Genomic DNA, 17224 nt, shown 5'->3' with positions numbered 1-17224 from the left:
GTTACTCCGCGGCCTCGGCCGGCGCGATGCGGCGCGAGTGCCGCGCCTGCTCGTCATAGCTCTTCTGCCAGTCGGATGGGCCGTTCGACGGCGAGATCTGCACCGCCGTGACCTTGTATTCGGGACAGTTGGTCGCCCAGTCCGAATAGTCGGTGGTGATCACGTTGGCCTGCGTGTCCGGGTGATGGAAGGTGGTGTAGACGACGCCGGGCGCCACGCGGTCGGTGATCTCCGCGCGCAGCGTGGTCTCGCCGGCGCGGCTCTGCAACCGCACCCAGTCGCCGTCGCGCACGCCGCGCAGCTCGGCGTCGTGCGGATGGATCTCGAGGCGATCCTCGGCGTGCCAGACCACGTTCTCGGTGCGCCTTGTCTGCGCGCCGACATTGTACTGGCTGAGGATGCGTCCCGTCGTGAGCAGCAGCGGGAAGCGCGGGCCGGTGCGTTCGTCGGTCGCGACATATTCGGTGACGACGAATTTGCCCTTGCCGCGGACGAAGCCGCCGATATGCATCACCGGCGTGCCCTCCGGCGCCTTCTCGTTGCACGGCCACTGCACCGATCCGAGCTCGTCGAGCCTAGCGTAGGAGACGCCGGCGAAGGTCGGCGTCAGCGCCGCGATCTCGTCCATGATCTCGGACGGATGGCTGTAGTTCATCTCGAGGCCCATGGCCTTCGCGAGGGCGATGGTGACCTCCCAGTCCGCCATACCGTTCTTCGGCGTCATCACCTTGCGCACGCGCTGAATGCGGCGTTCGGCGTTGGTGAAGGTGCCATCCTTCTCGAGGAAGCTCGAGCCGGGCAGGAAGACGTGGGCGTAGTTCGCGGTCTCGTTGAGGAAGAGGTCGTGGACGATGACGCATTCCATCGCCGACAGAGCCGCCACCACGTGCTTGGTGTTGGGATCGGACTGGAGGATGTCCTCGCCCTGGACGTAGATGCCCATGAACGTGCCTTCGATCGCGGCATCGAACATGTTGGGAATGCGCAGGCCCGGCTCCGGGTTGAGCTTGACGTTCCACAGCGCCTCGAACTGGTCGCGCACGGCGTCGCCCGAGATGTGGCGATAGCCCGGCAGCTCGTGCGGGAACGAGCCCATGTCGCAGGAGCCCTGAACGTTGTTCTGGCCGCGCAGCGGGTTCACGCCGACGCCGGGACGGCCGATATTGCCGGTTGCCATCGCAAGGTTGGCGATCGCGATCACCGTGGTCGAACCCTGGCTGTGCTCGGTGACGCCGAGGCCGTAGTAGATCGCGCCATTGCCGCCGGTGGCGTAGATGCGGGCCGCTTCACGCAGGACCATCGGGTCGACGCCGGTGAGGATCGCGGTCGATTCCGGGCTGTGCTTCGGTTGCGCGACGAAGGCGGCCCATTCCTCGAACTCGGCCCAGTCGCAGCGCTCGCGTACGAAGGCCTCGTTGACGAGACCCTCGGTGACGATGACATGCGCCAGCGCCGTCACGACGGCGACGTTGGTGCCGGGCATCAACGGCAGATGCAGTGCCTTCACGTGCGGCGATTCCACCATCTCGGTGCGGCGCGGATCGATCACGATCAGCTTGGCACCCTGGCGCAGCCGCTTCTTCAGGCGAGAGGCGAAGACGGGATGAGCCGAGGCCGGATTGGCGCCGATGATCAAGGCGACATCGGTATTCTCGACCGAATCGAAGTCCTGTGTGCCGGCCGAGGTGCCGAAGGTGACCGAAAGACCATAACCGGTCGGGGAATGGCAGACGCGGGCGCAGGTGTCGACGTTGTTGTTGCCGAACCCGGCACGGATCAGCTTCTGCACCAGATAGGTTTCTTCATTGGTGCAGCGGGACGAGGTGATGCCGCCGATGGAGTCGCGGCCGTACTTCTGCTGGATGCCGCGCATCCTGGCTGCGGCGAACGAGAACGCCTCGTCCCAGGAGACTTCACGCCAGGGGTCCTCGATCCGCTCGCGGATCATGGGGTTGAGAATGCGTTCCTTGTGGTTGGTGTAGCCCCAGGCGAAGCGGCCCTTGACGCAGGAATGGCCGCGATTGGCCTTGCCGTCCTTGTAGGGCACCATGCGCACGACTTCCTCGCCGCGCATCTCGGCCTTGAAGGTGCAGCCGACGCCGCAATAGGCGCAGGTGGTGACGACGGAGTGCTCGGGCTGGCCGATCTCGATCACCGACTTTTCGGTCAGCGTTGCAGTTGGGCAGGCCTGCACGCAGGCGCCGCAGGAGACGCATTCGGAGCCGAGGAAGCTCTCGCTCATGCCCGGCGAGACGCGGCTGTCGAAGCCACGGCCGGAGATGGTCAGCGCGAAGGTGCCCTGCACCTCCTCGCAAGCGCGGACGCAGCGCGAGCAGACGATGCACTTGGAGGGATCATAGGTGAAATAGGGGTTGGACTCGTCCTTCGGCATCCAATGGTCGTTGTCGCAGCCGTGGCTCTTGGCGAAGACGTGGTTCTCGCCCTCATAGCCGTAGCGCACGTCGCGCAGGCCGACCGCGCCCGCCATGTCCTGCAACTCGCAATCGCCGTTGGCGCCGCAGGTGAGGCAGTCGAGCGGATGGTCGGAGATGTAGAGCTCCATCACGCCCTTGCGTAGCTTCTTCAGCCGCTCGCTCTGGGTGTGAACGACGAGGCCGGGCATCACCGGCGTGGTGCAGGACGCCGGCGTGCCGGCGCGGCCCTCGATCTCGACGAGGCAGAGGCGGCAGGAGCCGAACGCGTCGACCATGTCGGTGGCGCAGAGCTTTGGGATTTGGTGGCCCGCGTCCATCGCGGCCCGCATGATCGAGGTGCCCTCGGGCACCGTGACTTGATTGCCGTCGATGGTCAGCGTCACCATCGTTTCCGATTTGGAAGCCGGCGTGCCGAAGTCGATTTCTTCGATCAGAGACATTGTCGTTCTCCTATTCCGCGGCCTGAAGCGTGGTCGGTACGGGGGCGAAATCCTCCCGGAAGTGCTTCAATGCGCTGAGCACGGGGTAGGGCGTGAAGCCGCCGAGTGCGCAGAGCGAGCCGAATTTCATGGTGTTGCAGAGGTCTTCGACCAGCGCGAGGTTTTCGCTGACGCGCTCGCCGTTGATGATCTTCTCGATGGTCTCGACGCCGCGAGTCGAGCCGATCCGGCAGGGCGTGCACTTGCCGCAGGATTCGACGGCGCAGAACTCCATCGCGAAGCGCGCTTGCTTGCGCATGTCGACGCTGTCGTCGAACACGACGATGCCGCCATGGCCGATCAGGCCGTCGCGCGCGGCGAAGGCCTCGTAGTCGAAGGGCGTGTCGAACAGCGAGCGAGGGAAATAGGCGCCCAGCGGACCGCCGACCTGCACGGCGCGGACCGGCCGGCCCGTGAACGTGCCGCCGCCGATGTCGTCGACGAGCTCGCCGAGCGTCACGCCGAAGGCGGTCTCGAACAGCCCGCCCTGGCGGATGTTGCCGGCAAGCTGGATCGGCATCGTGCCGCGCGAACGGCCCATGCCGTAATCCGCGTAGGCCTTGGCGCCTTCGGCGAGGATGAAGGGGACGGCCGCGAACGACAGCACGTTGTTGATGACGGTCGGCTTGCCGAACAGGCCGTGATGCGCCGGCAGCGGAGGTTTTGCACGCACGATACCGCGGCGGCCTTCGAGGCTCTCCAGCAGCGAAGTTTCCTCGCCGCAGACGTAAGCACCGGCGCCGACCCGGACTTCGAGGTCGAAGCTGTGGATGGATCCGCCGATCTTGTCGCCGAGATAACCGCCGCGCTTCGCAGCCTGGATCGCAGCGTTCATCGCTTCCACCGCATGCGGATATTCGCTGCGGATGTAGATGTAGCCTTTGGTCGCGCCGACGGTGATGCCGGCGATGGTCATCCCTTCGATCACCAGGAAGGGGTCGCCTTCCATGATCATGCGGTCGGCAAAGGTGCCGCTGTCGCCCTCGTCGGCGTTGCAGACGATGAACTTGCGGTCGGCCTTGGCCTGCGTGACCGTCTTCCATTTGATGCCGGTCGGAAAGCCGGCGCCGCCGCGGCCGCGCAAGCCCGAGGCCGTGACTTCGTTGAGGATGGCGTCGGAGCCAAGCGGCAGTGCCCGCTCCAGCCCCTTGTAGCCGCCATGGGCGCGGTAGTCGTCGAGCGAGCGCGGGTCGATCACGCCGCAGCGGGCGAAGGTGAGGCGGGTCTGACGCTTGAGCCAGGGCAGCTGGTCGGTTGCCCCCAGCCGCAGCAGATGCGGCGTGTTGTTCGCGAGCGCGTCGAGCAGGGAGGGCACATCGGCTTCAGTAACCGGACCGAAGGCGATCCGGCCCTGTGGCGTCGCCACCTCGACCAGCGGCTCCAGCCAGTACATGCCGCGCGAGCCGGTCCTGGCAATCTCGACTGCGATGCCGCGCCCGGCTGCTGCCTGCTCCAGCGCCAGCGCAACCTGGTCAGCACCAACGGCGATCGCGCCGGCGTCGCGTGAGACGAACAGACGCAAGCTCATCGCTGTGCCTCCACAATCAACGCATCGAGGCGCTTCTGATCGAGCCTGCCGATGAGGCGGCCGTCGAGCATCGCGGACGGTGCGGTCGCGCACAGGCCGAGGCAGTAGATCGGCTCCAGCGTGACGCGATCGTCGGCCGTGGTGCTGCCGAGCGACACGCCGAGCTTTGCCTCGGCGCGCGCCGCCAATGCATCGCCGCCGGCGGCCTGGCAGGCCTCCGCGCGGCAGAGCTTCAGCACATGGCGGCCGGCCGGCTTGTGGCGGAAATCATGATAGAACGTGAATACGCCGTGGACTTCGGCGCGCGACAGGTTGAGCGCTTGCGCCACCATGGGAATGGCCGCCTCCGGCACGTAGCCGAACGCCTCCTGCAGCGCATGCAGGATGACCAGCGTCGCGCCCTCCTGGTTGGCGTGTTCGGCGATGATTTCGGCGCCGCGCGTCTCGTTCCAAGGCTCAAAAACCGCTGTCATTCTTCGTTCTCAACCAGAGCGTTTCCTTGGCGCAAACTAGTTGGAATCATTCGAAGATCAATAAAGCTATCCCGTGCTGCGATTGCGAATTCGGATCGATTTGCAACCGCAATCGATCGATACGAAATAGCAATGAAGATTGTATCGGCTGCCGGTTTTTGCGTGTTGGCGCAGGCCCGGCATGCTAGCTTGCACGCCACGATGGAATTCGAGGGGACGCCCGGTTGATCGACAAGCTTGAACTATTGCTGGCGCTGGCGAAGGAGCGGCATTTCGGACGCGCGGCGGAGGTCTGCGGCGTGACGCAACCGACGATGTCGACCGGGCTCAAGCAGCTCGAGGAAATCCTCGGCGTGATGCTGGTGCAGCGCGGCTCCCGATTCCAGGGGTTCACTCCCGAGGGCGAGCGGGCGCTCGACTGGGCGCGGCGGATCGTCGGCGATGCCCGCGCGATGCGTGACGAGATCAACGGGCTGAAGCATCAGCTCTCCGGCGAAATCCGCATCGCGGCGATCCCGACCGTGCTCGGCATGGTCGCAGCGCTGACGACGCCGTTTCGCGCCCGGCATCCCGAGGTGCGTTTCAGCATCCGCTCGACGACCTCATCGGAGGTGCTGGGATTGCTCGAAAATCTCGAGGTCGATGCGGGCCTGACCTATATCGAGAACGAGCCGATCGGCAAGGTGCGGACCATTCCGCTCTACAATGAGAGTTATCGTTTGCTGACTTCGCCGGACGGAATGTTTGGCGATCGCGAGACGGTGACCTGGAAGGAGGTCGGGCAGGTGCCGTTGTGCCTGCTGACGCCCGACATGCAGAATCGCCGCATCATCGACCGCGCGCTGCGTTCGGTCGGCGCGGAGGCGACGCCGACGCTGACCTCGAACTCGCTGCTGGTGCTGTTCACGCATGTGAAGACGGGGCGCTGGGCGAGCGTGATGCCGGCCAAGCTCGCCGAGACGCTCGGCCTGTCCGACACGGTGCGCTCGATCCCGATCACCGATCCCGACGTCAATTACAGCATCGGCATGGTGATCCCGCAGCGCGATCCGATGACGCCGCTGATCGCGGCGCTGGTCAATGTCGCGCGGGAAGTCGCGCCATCGCTGCAGCTGTAGGGATCACGCGGCAGCCGAAATCCCGGACGCGGCCTTGATCGCGTCGCGTGGCAGGGTCACGCGCACGACGGTGCCGACCTCGAGCCTGGAGCGCAGCCGCATCGAGCCGCCGTGGAGTTGCGCCAGCGAGCGGGCGATCGCGAGGCCGAGGCCCGAGCCGTGATAGGTCTTGGTGAGCTGGCTCTCCACCTGCTCGAACGGGCGGCCGAGCCGCGCCAGCGAATGCGGCGCGATGCCGATGCCGGTGTCGGCGATCATCAGCACGATCCGGTCGTCGAGCTGCCGGCTGCGCACCACGACGCGTCCGCCGTCCGGCGTGAATTTCACCGCGTTGGAGAGCAGGTTGACGATGATCTGCTTGGTGGCGCGGCGGTCGGCGACGACGGAGATGGATTTTGCGATGTCGGCGTCGAGCGTGATGTGCTTGTCCTGGGCCCGGCCGGTGACGACCCGCAAGGATTCCGCCAGCGTCCGCGACAGGTCGAGCTCTTCCATGTCGAGCTTCATGCGGCCCGCCTCGATCTTGGACATGTCGAGGATGTCGTTGATGACCTCGAGCAGATAGTGGCCGCTGGTCAGGATGTCCTGGCAGTATTCCTGGTACTTTTCGCTGCCGAGCTCGCCGAACATGCCCGAGCCCATGATCTCGGAGAAGCCGATGATGGCGTTCAGCGGCGTGCGCAGCTCGTGGCTCATATTGGCGAGGAATTTCGACTTGGTCTGGTTGGCTTCCTCGGCCCGGGTCTTCTCGCGCTGGTACTTCTCGGCGAGGTCGGCGAGTTCGACCGCCTGACGCTCCAGTGCCGCCTGCGAGCGCTTCAGGTCGATGACGGTGGCGCGCAGGCGCAGATCGTTGTCGACCAGCTTCTGCTCGTGCTCCTTGATGCGGGTGATGTCGGTGCCGACCGAGACGTAGCCGCCGTCCTTGGTGCGGCGCTCGCTGATGTGCAGCCAGCTGCCGTCGTCGAGCTGCGCCTCGAAGGTGCGCGCGCCGGGGCCTTGGGCAGCGGTCTCGTTGTGGCGGGTGCGCACCTCCGGCATGCGGCCGACCTCGAGCACGGTCTCGTAGGAGGTGCCGGGGATCACGGCGGTGTCGGGCAGCTTGTGCAGGCGCTGGAAGTGCGAGTTGCAGAGCACGAGGCGGTCGCTGGCGTCCCACAGCACGAAGGCTTCCGGAATGGTCTCGATCGCGTCGCGCAGGCGGAGATCGGCTTCCACGGTCCTCTCTGCGAGGCTCTTCTGCTCGGTGATGTCGACGGCGATCCCGATCAGGTGCACGCTGGAATCGGTCGCCCCGCGCGTCTTCTCGCAGCGGACGCGGAGCCAGATCCAGTGGCCGTCGACATGCTGCATGCGGAAGGTCTGGTCGATGTGGTCGATCTTCTCGGAGATGAGCTGGTCGGCGATCGCGAACAGGTCGATGTCGTCGGACTTCACCAGCGCATTGACCTCGCCGAAGGTGAGGAGCTCGTTGCGGCCGTCGAGGCCCAGCATCGAGAACATCGATTGCGACCAGAAGATCCGGCCGCGCGACAGGTCCCAGTCCCACAGCCCGCAACGGCCGCGGTTGAGGGCGGTGTCGATCCGGCCGCGCACGGCGTCGTTGATGAGATCGCCTTCGCGGGCGCGGGTGGACTGCCAGTGGAAGGCGAAGCCCAGGATCAGGACGACGAATCCTGTTGTCGCCGACAGCGTCACCGAGAGCGCGGCGTCCGAGCCCCAGATCGGCTCGTTGCGTTCCTGGATCACGGTGACGAAGCCGGGCAGCGACTTGATCTGCCGCGAGGTCGCCATCGCGGCGTTGCCGCTCGGCAGCGTCATGTCGGAGACGTTGCCGTCGCGCGTCGGCGCCGCGAGCAATTGTGCGGTCGTGATGGCATCGAGCAGGCGGTCGTTGCCGGAAGGATCGCTGTCGACCGGGACGCGGGCGAGCAGACGGCGATCGACGCCGGCCGAGGTGACGATGACGTGGCGGCCCGAGGCCGTGCCCCAGGACGGGATCATATCCGGCAACAGCGCCGGCAGGCTCTCGATGTTCTTGAGCCGCTCCTGTCGCGCGGAGGTGAGGCGGTCGATGCGTTCGGCGAGCAGGTCTGCCAGCGCCGAGATGTCGTGCCGGATCACCAGCCGCTTCTGACGCGTCTGATCGACCACCTGCACGAATGCACCGAGGCAGATCGTGATCAGGAATGCGATGATGAGCGTCGGCACGGCGCGACGAAGCGCCGGCTCTGCAATCAAGAGCCGATGATAGGCAGGTTTCGCGATCGATTGCGCCAATCCCTTGATCGAATCGGATTGGACGCACGCGTTCGCGGCGTCTGCACGCGACATGCCTTCGGCCCCCTAAAAACCTGCTTGCAACTGAAGTTCGGAGGCAGCCCCACATCGCTTCCGAATCACAGCGATTTGAATCCAGTTTTCGCGGGGTGTCGAGAGTCAATGAATCGTTAACGCGTAATTATTCTTATCCAATGCGCAGTTTGCGCAGCGCGCATCCGCAAACGCACGGGCGCGAGGAGTCCGAAACGAGAACGTGCGTCTCCTCGCGCGCTCCAGTCACGCACGCGGCGGTTCGGCGTGGCTGATCACGCGCTTCACGCTCGGGAACGCACGCCGCAGCGCGCGCTCGATGGCGTCGACGTGCTCGTGCACCCTGATCACGCTCATGGACGGCGCGGCGCGGCAGTGGAAATTGACGATCTCGCCGGCGTCGGTGTTGCGGACGCGCACATTATGGATGTCGTGGATCTCGCCTTCGCCGGCGAACTCGGCTAGCGCGGCGGCGATGGCCTGGACGCGTTCCGGCGCGGCATCGACCCCGAACGGCAGTTCCGGTTCCAGCGGCTCGATATGGACGTCGACCTCGACGTCCGCGCCGAACTCCTCCTGGATGTTGCGCTCCAGCGTGTTGGCGACGTCATGGGCTGCGTCGAGTCGCATCCGGGCGTCGACCTCGAGGTCGATGCTGACGATCAGCTTGGCGCCGAGATCGTGCACCGTGACGTGGTGGACGGCGAGGCCCGAATTGCGCGCGATCACCATGATGCGGTCGCGCACGGTCTCGTTGTCGCGTGCGACGGGAACGGCGGTGAAGGAGAGGTCGGTGTCGCCGAACGCCCTGGCGACGGCGGCTTGCGCGTTGTGCTTGATGTCCTCGACGCGGTCGATCGGATAGGTCCGCGGCACCTTGACGATGGTGTCGATGAACGTGGTCGCCCCGACCATGCGCACCCGCAGCCGCTCCACGTCGATCACGCCAGGGACGCTCCGGATCGCGGCCGTGGCCTTCTCCTGCGCGCCCTCCGGGGCGCGGTCGACCAGCGTCTGCACGGTCGAGCCGGCCATGCGAAGGCCGAGCGCTGCGATCATCACGGCGACCGCGGCGGCGGCCGCGGCGTCGCCCCACCAGAAGCCGAGGGCGGCGAGGATCAGGCCGATGATCACGGCGAAGGAGCCCATCACGTCGGAGGCGAAATGCAGCGCGTCGGCCGCGAGCGCCTGGCTCCTGGTCTCGCGCGCGGCGCGATGCAGGGCGCGGGCGCGCCAGAGATTGACGACGATGTCGATCACCAGCACGACGAACGGCACGGCCGAAATGGTCGGCGGCGGGGTTCCCTCGCGCAGCCGGCTATAGGCCTCGACCAGGATGCCGCCGGCGAGCACGTAGAGCAGGGCGGTAACACCGAGCGCCGAGACGCTCTCCAGCTTGCCATGGCCGTAATGGTGCTCCTCGTCGGCCGGCTTGTCCGACACCCGCACCACTGCCCAGGTGATGATGGTCGCGACCAGGTCGATCGAGGAGTGCAGGGCCTCGGAGATCAGCGCGAGCGAGCCGATTGCGATGCCGACCGCGAATTTGGCCGCCGCCATGCCGCCGCTGGCGAAGATCGAGATCGCGGCGACCGAGGTTTTGTTGTGCTGGGAGGTCATGGCGGGGGATTTAGCAGCCCGGGGGTGAACATCAAGCGGCGATCCACAGCCGTTGTCGCTAGTGATTTGCAGGAGCGCTCGTCACGTCATTCCGGGGCGCCGAAGGCGAACCCGGAATCTCGAGATTCCGGGTTCGATGCTTCGCATCGCCCCGGAATGACGGAGAGAAGGGCCGCCCCTACAGCGTCACCACGATCTTCCCCAGATGCTTGTTCGCCTCCATGTGCTCGAACGCCTTGTCGATGTCGTCGAATGCGAACACCCGGTCGATCGGCAGCTGCAGTTTTCGCGATTCCACCGCGCCCCAGATGTCCTTCCTGACCTCCTCGAAGATCTCGCGGACTTCTTCGATGGTGCGGGTGCGGAAGGTGACGCCGACATAGTCGATGCGGCGCGCGGCATGCAGGTCGAAGTTGAAATCGGCATGGGTGCCGCCGAGCCGGCCGACATTGACGATGCGGCCCTTCACTTTGGTCGCCGCGAGGTTCTGGCTCGCGACCTTGCCCGAGACCTGGTCGACGATGAGGTCGACGCCTTCGCCTTTCGTCGCCTTCAGGACGTCGTCGACCCATTTCGGATCCGAGCTGTCGACGGCAAGGTCGGCGCCGTACTCCTTCAGCCGGCCGCGGCGCGTGGCATCGGTCGAGGAGCCGATCACGAGCTTTGCGCCCTTGAGTTTTGCAATTTGCATCGCCATCAGGCCGACACCGGAGCTGGCGCCCTGGATCAGCACGCTCTGGCCCGCCTGCACGCCGCCGACGGTGACGACGGCATTGTGCATGGTCGCGAGCGCGACGGGGAGGGTGGCGGCTTCCTCGAAGTTCATGTTCGAGGGCGCGCAGAACAGCCGGCCGTGATCGGCCAGTGTGTACTCGGCAAATGCAGCGCCGCCCGAGCCCATGATGCGGTCGCCGATCTTCACGCCCTTGGCATCCGGTCCGAGCTCGGCGACCTCGCCGGCCCATTCCATGCCGAGCACGGTGCCGGCGCCGCCGGCCGCGCCGTGGGCGTGCCCCTTGCGCATGCCGGTGTCGGCGCGGTTGAGCCCGCAGGCGCGGACGCGCACCAGCACCTGCGTGCCTTTCGGCTTTGGTTGAGCGACGTCGGAAATCCGAGCGCCATCAGGACCGTAGACGTAGGCTTTCATCTGTTGCTCTCGCTTCTTGCGGTGATTATTCGGCGGCTTCGCGTTGCGGCTGAACGATCATGCCTTCGAGCCGGTTGCGAATGATCGCCTCCGCCTCGCGCACGATGCGGGAGATGAGCTCGCCGCAGGTCGGGATGTCCTGGATCAGGCCCTGCACCTGTCCGGCCGACCAGATGCCTTCGTCGGAATTCCCGGTCGCATAGACCATCTTGCCGCGGGCACCGGCGACGAGCTCGCGGATGTCCTCGAACTTCGCGCCCTCCTTCTCCATCGCGACCACCTTGGTCGAGATCTCGTTTTTGGCGACGCGCGAGGTGTTGCGCATGGTGCGGAAGATCAGCTCGGTCTCGCGCTCGTCATTGGCGACGATTTTCTCCTTGATGAGCTGGTGGATCGGGCTTTCCCTGGTCGCCATGAAGCGCGTGCCCATGTTGATGCCGTCGGCGCCCAGCGCCAGCGCGGCGACGAGGCCGCGGGCATCGGCAAAGCCGCCCGAGGCGATCATCGGGATCTTGATCCTGTTGGCGGCGGCGGGGATCAGGATCAGGCCGGGCGTGTCGTCCTCGCCGGGATGGCCGGCGCATTCGAAGCCGTCGATCGAGATGGCGTCAACGCCCATGCGTTCGGCCGAGAGGGCGTGGCGGACGCTGGTGCATTTGTGCACGACCTTGACGCCGTGCTTCCTGAACTCGTCGACATGCTCCTGCGGCTTGTTGCCGGCGGTCTCGACCACCTTGATCCCGGCGTCGATAATGGCGGCGCGGTATTCGGCATAAGGCGGCGGCTTGATCGCGGGCAGGATGGTGAGGTTGACGCCGAACGGCTTGTCGGTGAGGTCGCGGCAGCGCGCGATCTCCTTGGTCAGGTCCTCCGGCGTCGGCTGGGTCAGCGCCGTGATGAAGCCGAGCGCGCCGGCGTTGGCAACGGCGGCGACCAGCTCGGCGCGGCCGACCCATTGCATGCCGCCCTGGACGATCGGGTGCTCGACGCCGACGAGTTTCGTGAACCGTGTCTGCAACATGACCTGTTTCCCCCGCGCCTCGCGGGGCGCTCTGCTATCGGTTGATGCGTGGAGGATGCCGCCGCGGTCGGGAAATGTCTATTGCGGGGACGTGCGGTGAGGGCGGGACGATCATGCGAGCGGCGGGGGATTCCGTGGGGCGGATAATTGGGGCAGCATTCGTCCGTCATCCCCGCGCAACCGCGAACCGGTTGTTGCTGGAGGTGCGACTTGCACGGTGCGAAGCAACGTGCAGGGAGCCTCGAAGGATGGGCGGTCACGCTGCGAGCGTCGGGCTGTCGCCCTTCGAGGCTTGCTCAGTGGCGCGATGCGCCCCCGAGCGCGCACCTCAGGGTGACGGTCGTAGATTTGCGCTCGCGGGGCCATGTGCAATTCTTGTCCGATCAAGACATACCTTCGCGCTCTCGCGGCATCTGCGCCCGAGCTTTGCTTCGCCGCGTTGCCCTCACGAAAGACAAGGGCGCAGGGAAGGCCGGGCGCCGGCTGGCACCCGTAAGTCCGTGCGCGAAAAGATGCACACGGGGTGGACTGGACTACAGGTGAGCCGAACGCCCGGCCTTCCCTGCGCGATGGTTTACGGCGTACTTCGTGCTCTCCCCGGGGAGCGATGCACTATTGCCCCCGTCGCCTTGCGGTTGACTGATGCGCGCACCGGTTGGCCGCCACATCACCGCAGGACTTGACGCACAGACCCCGGGCGTCAGGACCACACGACTTGACCGTCCGCGCACGTCTTCGCTGGGACTTCGAGTGCTGGCGCGTGCTCACGCCCGAAGCCATGCGAAGACGCTGTCGGCGCCGGGTCGTATGCGCGAAGCGCTTTGCTCACGGTTTCCCGCCCTGCAATTGCTGCTCGCGCCCGACGCCGTCGCGTCCATCGCACCCCGGCCCGCGGTTCGTGACGATCGCGATCCGCCCCTTGTCTCGGGCCAGGGTGGCTTGTGTGTACGATAAATCAGAATTTCGGTAAAGTGGAATATTTTGACGGGTCGGGCTTGACAGGCGGAGTGGAGAAATTGCCGGGGTGTTTTGCCCGACGGGCGAGGGGCTTCGAACGTGATTGACGTGCCGTTCGCGCGGCTGCATCAACGCTCGCAATGACGACGGAAACAGTGGAGGTTCGTAGCCCTGATGGAGCGCAGCGCAATCCGGGGCCTGTCGACAAGCGAGGGTCGTCCCGGATTTCGCTTTCGCTTCATCCGGGTTACAAGGCCGCCACTACAGGGACAGCTACTCCGCCGACAGCCGCACCAACTGGCGGCCGCCGTTCATGTCCTTGAGGCTGTTGACGAAGTTTTCCGGGCGCTGCCAGCGATACGGCACCTTCAGGCCCATGAACTCGGCGATGTCGCCGATGAAGCCGGTGCAGTTTGTGGTCTCGGCGTTCCAGACCGGCGAGCTCGCCTGCAATTTCTTGATGTAGGCGAACACGCGCTTGGCGTCGGCTTCGTTCAGGTAGACGCGATAGCTCGCGGTCAGATATTCCGGATCGAGATCGCCGTAGCTCGCACCGGTCTCCGACGGCACGAAGGTGATGTGCCCGAGCACGTAAGCCAGCGTGTCGCCGGCGGGCGTGAGGCCTGCGACCTCGACCGCCTTCTCGCTGGTCTTGCCGTACCAGACGAAGGCGTGGCCCCAGCTCGCGGCCGTGCGGGCGCGGAAGTCGACGTAATAGGGACCTTTCTCCACGCGCGCGACGGAGCGCCGCGTCGATTGCGGCTGAGGTCGTGACGTGGTGTCGGTCGTGGCAAGCGCGTTGGCGTCGGCAACGCGCTTGTTCGCTTCGTGGGCCGAGGCCGAGGGCGTCGTACACGCGATCATGGCCGCGAGGGCGAACCCCGCAAGGATGCAGGGTCCCGATCGATCAGGTTTGTTCGCCACGCTGTGCCCCTCGACTGTCAGCCGCTTACGCTAGTTTTGCGCTTGGTCTATTGCGCGTCAGTAGCGCGCAGCGACCGGGCCGGGCGCCTTGCCGATCGGGGCCTTTCCAACCGGGCTCTTGCCAATCGGCATCTTGCCGATCGGCGCCTGCTCGGCCGGATAGGCCGGCACCGGCTGGCGGCGCGGCAGATCCGCAGCGTTCGCAGCCGTCACCAGAGCAAGCGTGGCACCCAGAGCAATTACAATCTTCTTCACAGCGATACCCCTAGAAGGTTTGGTCCAAACACGGCAGTGCCGTGCCCCCCAGACACGCCTCACAGAAGGGCGGCGGAATGCGACGACAGTGCGGCACCCCCGCGACATGTTGGCGGCATATCTCTGACGCGCGCAGATGTGATGTGTCTGGATGTTTCGGAGTGCGGACCGCGGTGCCGTAGCCCGGAAGAGCGTAGCGATATCCGGGGTGCTTTGCGGGTCGTCCGTCCCCGATGTCGCTTGGCTCATCCGACTGCGGCGCCGTGCGCGCTATTTCCCGAGGAAGTTCGAGCGCATCTTGTCGGCGAACCAGACCGCGAAGATCGCACCGAACGCGAGAGCAAAGTACAGCGCCGTCCACAAAAGTGCATTACCTGCATTCGTCATGGCGTCCTCCCTGGCGACAGAAATTGACTACCGGGAAGGATAAGGCGGCCGTGCCGGCGCGATTTGCGCCGGATCAATTTTGCCGCGCTGCGGCGAGAATAAATCGGGCTACGGGACGGTGTTTGCAGCTACAGCCGAAACTCGTTGGTGAGCTCGCCGATGCCGTCGATCGCGACGGTGACCGTGTTGACCGGCTCCTTCATCACGCCGACGCCGACCGAGGTGCCGACGGCGATGAGGTCGCCGGGGAGCAGGGTCATGTCGTGGGAGATCTTGCTGACCAGCTCCTGCGCCGAGAAGATCATGTCGGAGATCGGGTAATTCTGCCGCTCCGCGCCGTTGAGGATGGTGCGGACGGTCAGCTTGGCCGGATCGAGGCCGGTTGCGATGACCGGGCCGAACGGGCCGTAATCGTCGATGCCCTTGGCGCGGGCCCATTGCGGGAAGGTGGGGTCGCTGGTCAGGATGTCGTTGGCGGTGATGTCGTTGACGCAGGTATAGCCGAAGATGCAGCTGTTGGCTTCGCTGGGGGAGACACGCGCGCAGGTCTTGCCGATGACGATGCCGAGCTCGCCTTCATAGGTGGTCTTGCCGTCGTAATAGGAGGGACGGCGGATCACGGCGCCGGGCGTCGTGATGGTGGTGGTGGCCTTGAGCAGATAAAGCGGCTCCGGCGGCTCGGGCTGGTTCAGCTTGGCCGCGAGCGCGTGGAAATTATTCCAGAGCGCGACGATCTTGCTGGGCGCGCAAGGCGCCAGCAGCTCGACCTCCGACAGCGCCAGAATCTTGCCGGTCGCGGTGTTGCGGCCGAACATCTCGCCCTCGTGCGCGCTGATGCCCGATGGCGTCAGCGTGCCGAACCTGGTCGCGCCATTATTCCGGAAGCGCAGCCACTGCTTCATCTCGCCCGCCATCACGCCACCGCCAGTGTGCGGGGATCTGAAGGTGTCGAGACGCCGTCATAGAGCCCGGCGATGCGGGCGCGCTGGGTCACCATCGCCAGCACCGAGTCGAGCGCGGGCGTCGCGATGCCGGTGAGGCGGCCCATCTCCTGCACCACGGTGACGAGCGGGTCGATCTCCATCGGGCGGCCGCGCTCGAGATCCTGCAGCATCGAGGTCTTGTGCGCGCCGACCTTGCGGGCGCCCTCGATGCGGCGCTCGACGTCGACGCGGAATTTGACGCCGAAGGTCTCGGCGATCGCTTGCGTCTCCACCATGATCGCGCGCGACAGCGCACGCGTAGAGGGATCGGTGCAGATCACGTCGAGCGTTGCATGGGTCAGCGCGCTGATTGGATTGAAGCAGACATTGCCCCACAGCTTGAGCCAGATCTCGTCGCGGATGCGGTCGAGCACCGGTGCCTTCAGCCCGGCCGCGACGAACAGATCGGCAAGGCGCTGCACGTCGCTGGTGATCTCGCCGGAGGGCTCGCCGAGCGGGAAGTTGTTGCCGTAGACGTGGCGGATCACGCCGGGCGCCTCGATCTCGGTGGCGGGATAGACGATGCAGCCGATGGCGCGCTCGGCGCCGATCTCGCGCCACTGCCGCCCGCCGGGGTCGATGCTCTCCAGCGTCGAATTCTCGTATTGGCCGCCGTGCTTGTAGAAGTACCAATAGGGGATGCCGTTGACGGCGGTGACGATGCGGGTGTGCGGCCCGAGCAGCGGCTGCATCTTCTCGATCACGCCGGTGATCGAATGCGCCTTCAACGTGATGATGATGTAGTCCTGCACGCCGAGCTCGGCGGGATCGTCGGTGCAGCGCGGATGTACGGTGAGCTTCTCCTCGCCCGCGAGCAGCGTCAGGCCGCGCTCGCGCATTGCGGCAAGGTGCGCGCCGCGTGCGATGAGGCTGACATCGGCGCCTGCGCGCGCAAGCTGAACCCCGAGATATCCGCCGATCGCGCCGGCGCCGTAGATGCAGATCTTCATGAAATCCTCGCGGGAGACCGGAATTTTGGGACGAAAGATCCGGTCCGGCTCGAACGTGTCCGAGCCGGCCGGTAGTCACAGGGGAAGTGTGCGTCGCTCTAGGCTGCCGCTTGCGGCGTGCCGTTGATGGCCTCGTCCATGGCAGCTGCGATGTCGCGCATGCTGATGACGGAGACGAGGCTGTAATCGTCGATGACGGGCAAATGGCGGATGTGATGCCGGTTCATCAGATGCCGGACCTGCTCGATCGTATCGCTGGAGCTGCAGGACACCAGCTGCTGCACCGAGACGAGCTGCGAGACCTTGACGTTGACGGCGTTCGCGCCGTGCTCGGCGACGGCGCGCACCACGTCGCGCTCGGTGAACATGCCGACGGCGGTATTACCCTCGGAGCGGACCACGTCCTTGACCACGAGAGCGCTGATGTTGTTGGCGCGCATCAGCTTGGCGGCGATACCCACCGTTTCGTTCATTCGCACCGTGACAACGCGCGGTGTCTTCTTGCGCAGAATGTCTCCGACCAGCATTGCAACCTCCCTGGGTGAATGTTGCTGGAATTGTGGTATACATAATGCCAATCGTCAAGCGCTGGTTTGGGCGATCCGAAAAATCTTGCGACAGCAAGACTGACGTT

Annotated in this window: 13 protein-coding genes; 1 reads left to right on the top strand and 12 read right to left on the bottom strand. The window is 65.6% G+C overall.

The genetic code is table 11. The features are described 5' to 3' along the window. Position 1: 1 nt before the first annotated feature. From fdhF to RAD04_RS01155, 3 genes are read right to left on the bottom strand one after another with little or no spacing between them, the layout of a single operon-like run. Positions 2-2875: a formate dehydrogenase subunit alpha gene (fdhF, locus tag RAD04_RS01165; protein ID WP_461622290.1), complete on the bottom strand. Its 2874-nt coding sequence runs from the start codon at positions 2873-2875 to the stop codon at positions 2-4. A gap of 10 nt (positions 2876-2885) precedes the next feature. After that, the gene (locus RAD04_RS01160) at positions 2886-4442 is read right to left on the bottom strand and encodes a formate dehydrogenase beta subunit (RefSeq protein WP_461622289.1); all 1557 of its coding nucleotides are present in this window, start codon (positions 4440-4442) and stop codon (positions 2886-2888) included. Continuing rightward, on the bottom strand, positions 4439-4915 hold the full coding sequence (locus RAD04_RS01155) for a formate dehydrogenase subunit gamma (protein WP_183258692.1): 477 nt from the start codon (positions 4913-4915) through the stop codon (positions 4439-4441). Before RAD04_RS01155 ends, RAD04_RS01160 begins: the two co-directional genes overlap by 4 nt. A gap of 224 nt (positions 4916-5139) precedes the next feature. Between RAD04_RS01155 and RAD04_RS01150 the strand changes: the two genes are divergently transcribed. Next, a complete protein-coding gene (locus RAD04_RS01150; protein WP_018315839.1) occupies positions 5140-6033 on the top strand; it encodes a LysR family transcriptional regulator in 894 nt (297 codons plus the stop codon). Positions 6034-6036: 3 nt separating this feature from the next. Here the strand turns inward: RAD04_RS01150 and RAD04_RS01145 are convergent, their stop codons facing one another. From RAD04_RS01145 to RAD04_RS01105, 9 genes are all read right to left on the bottom strand, one after another. Further along, on the bottom strand, positions 6037-8367 hold the full coding sequence (locus tag RAD04_RS01145) for a PAS domain-containing sensor histidine kinase (RefSeq protein ID WP_461622288.1): 2331 nt from the start codon (positions 8365-8367) through the stop codon (positions 6037-6039). A gap of 225 nt (positions 8368-8592) precedes the next feature. Beyond that, on the bottom strand, positions 8593-9966 hold the full coding sequence (locus tag RAD04_RS01140) for a cation diffusion facilitator family transporter (RefSeq protein WP_461622287.1): 1374 nt from the start codon (positions 9964-9966) through the stop codon (positions 8593-8595). Positions 9967-10144: 178 nt separating this feature from the next. Then, positions 10145-11113 (bottom strand): quinone oxidoreductase family protein, encoded by a 969-nt coding sequence (locus tag RAD04_RS01135; protein WP_461622286.1) that lies wholly within the window; start codon positions 11111-11113, stop codon positions 10145-10147. A 25-nt stretch (positions 11114-11138) separates the two neighbouring features. After that, positions 11139-12191, bottom strand: a complete 1053-nt coding sequence (locus RAD04_RS01130) for an NAD(P)H-dependent flavin oxidoreductase (RefSeq protein ID WP_461622692.1) — start codon at positions 12189-12191, stop codon at positions 11139-11141. Between the two features lie 1173 nt (positions 12192-13364). After that, the gene (locus tag RAD04_RS01125; protein WP_461622285.1) at positions 13365-14015 is read right to left on the bottom strand and encodes a hypothetical protein; all 651 of its coding nucleotides are present in this window, start codon (positions 14013-14015) and stop codon (positions 13365-13367) included. A gap of 57 nt (positions 14016-14072) precedes the next feature. Then, positions 14073-14270 (bottom strand): hypothetical protein, encoded by a 198-nt coding sequence (locus tag RAD04_RS01120; protein ID WP_246926536.1) that lies wholly within the window; start codon positions 14268-14270, stop codon positions 14073-14075. Between the two features lie 515 nt (positions 14271-14785). Next, positions 14786-15559, bottom strand: coding sequence for a fumarylacetoacetate hydrolase family protein (locus tag RAD04_RS01115; protein WP_461622284.1), 774 nt, complete (start codon positions 15557-15559; stop codon positions 14786-14788). Between the two features lie 11 nt (positions 15560-15570). Beyond that, a complete protein-coding gene (locus RAD04_RS01110; protein ID WP_461622283.1) occupies positions 15571-16590 on the bottom strand; it encodes a 2-dehydropantoate 2-reductase in 1020 nt (339 codons plus the stop codon). Between the two features lie 98 nt (positions 16591-16688). Beyond that, positions 16689-17117, bottom strand: coding sequence for a CBS domain-containing protein (locus RAD04_RS01105; protein WP_091953045.1), 429 nt, complete (start codon positions 17115-17117; stop codon positions 16689-16691). Between the last annotated feature and the right edge of the window lie 107 nt (positions 17118-17224).

The sequence above is a fragment of the Bradyrhizobium sp. 25ACV genome, from assembly GCF_054863005.1.
The sequence above is the reverse complement of the archived record's forward strand: the minus strand, read 5'-3'. Positions and strand labels throughout refer to the sequence as shown.

Excerpts from the sequence above, each read along its gene's own strand:
- fdhF (WP_461622290.1), bottom strand. The coding sequence starts at position 2,875 with ATGTCTCTGATCGAAGAAATCGACTTCGGCACGCCGGCTTCCAAATCG.
- RAD04_RS01160 (WP_461622289.1), bottom strand. The coding sequence starts at position 4,442 with ATGAGCTTGCGTCTGTTCGTCTCACGCGACGCCGGCGCGATCGCCGTT.
- RAD04_RS01155 (WP_183258692.1), bottom strand. The coding sequence starts at position 4,915 with ATGACAGCGGTTTTTGAGCCTTGGAACGAGACGCGCGGCGCCGAAATC.
- RAD04_RS01145 (WP_461622288.1), bottom strand. The coding sequence starts at position 8,367 with ATGTCGCGTGCAGACGCCGCGAACGCGTGCGTCCAATCCGATTCGATC.
- RAD04_RS01140 (WP_461622287.1), bottom strand. The coding sequence starts at position 9,966 with ATGACCTCCCAGCACAACAAAACCTCGGTCGCCGCGATCTCGATCTTC.
- RAD04_RS01135 (WP_461622286.1), bottom strand. The coding sequence starts at position 11,113 with ATGAAAGCCTACGTCTACGGTCCTGATGGCGCTCGGATTTCCGACGTC.
- RAD04_RS01115 (WP_461622284.1), bottom strand. The coding sequence starts at position 15,559 with ATGAAGCAGTGGCTGCGCTTCCGGAATAATGGCGCGACCAGGTTCGGC.
- RAD04_RS01110 (WP_461622283.1), bottom strand. The coding sequence starts at position 16,590 with ATGAAGATCTGCATCTACGGCGCCGGCGCGATCGGCGGATATCTCGGG.
- RAD04_RS01105 (WP_091953045.1), bottom strand. The coding sequence starts at position 17,117 with ATGCTGGTCGGAGACATTCTGCGCAAGAAGACACCGCGCGTTGTCACG.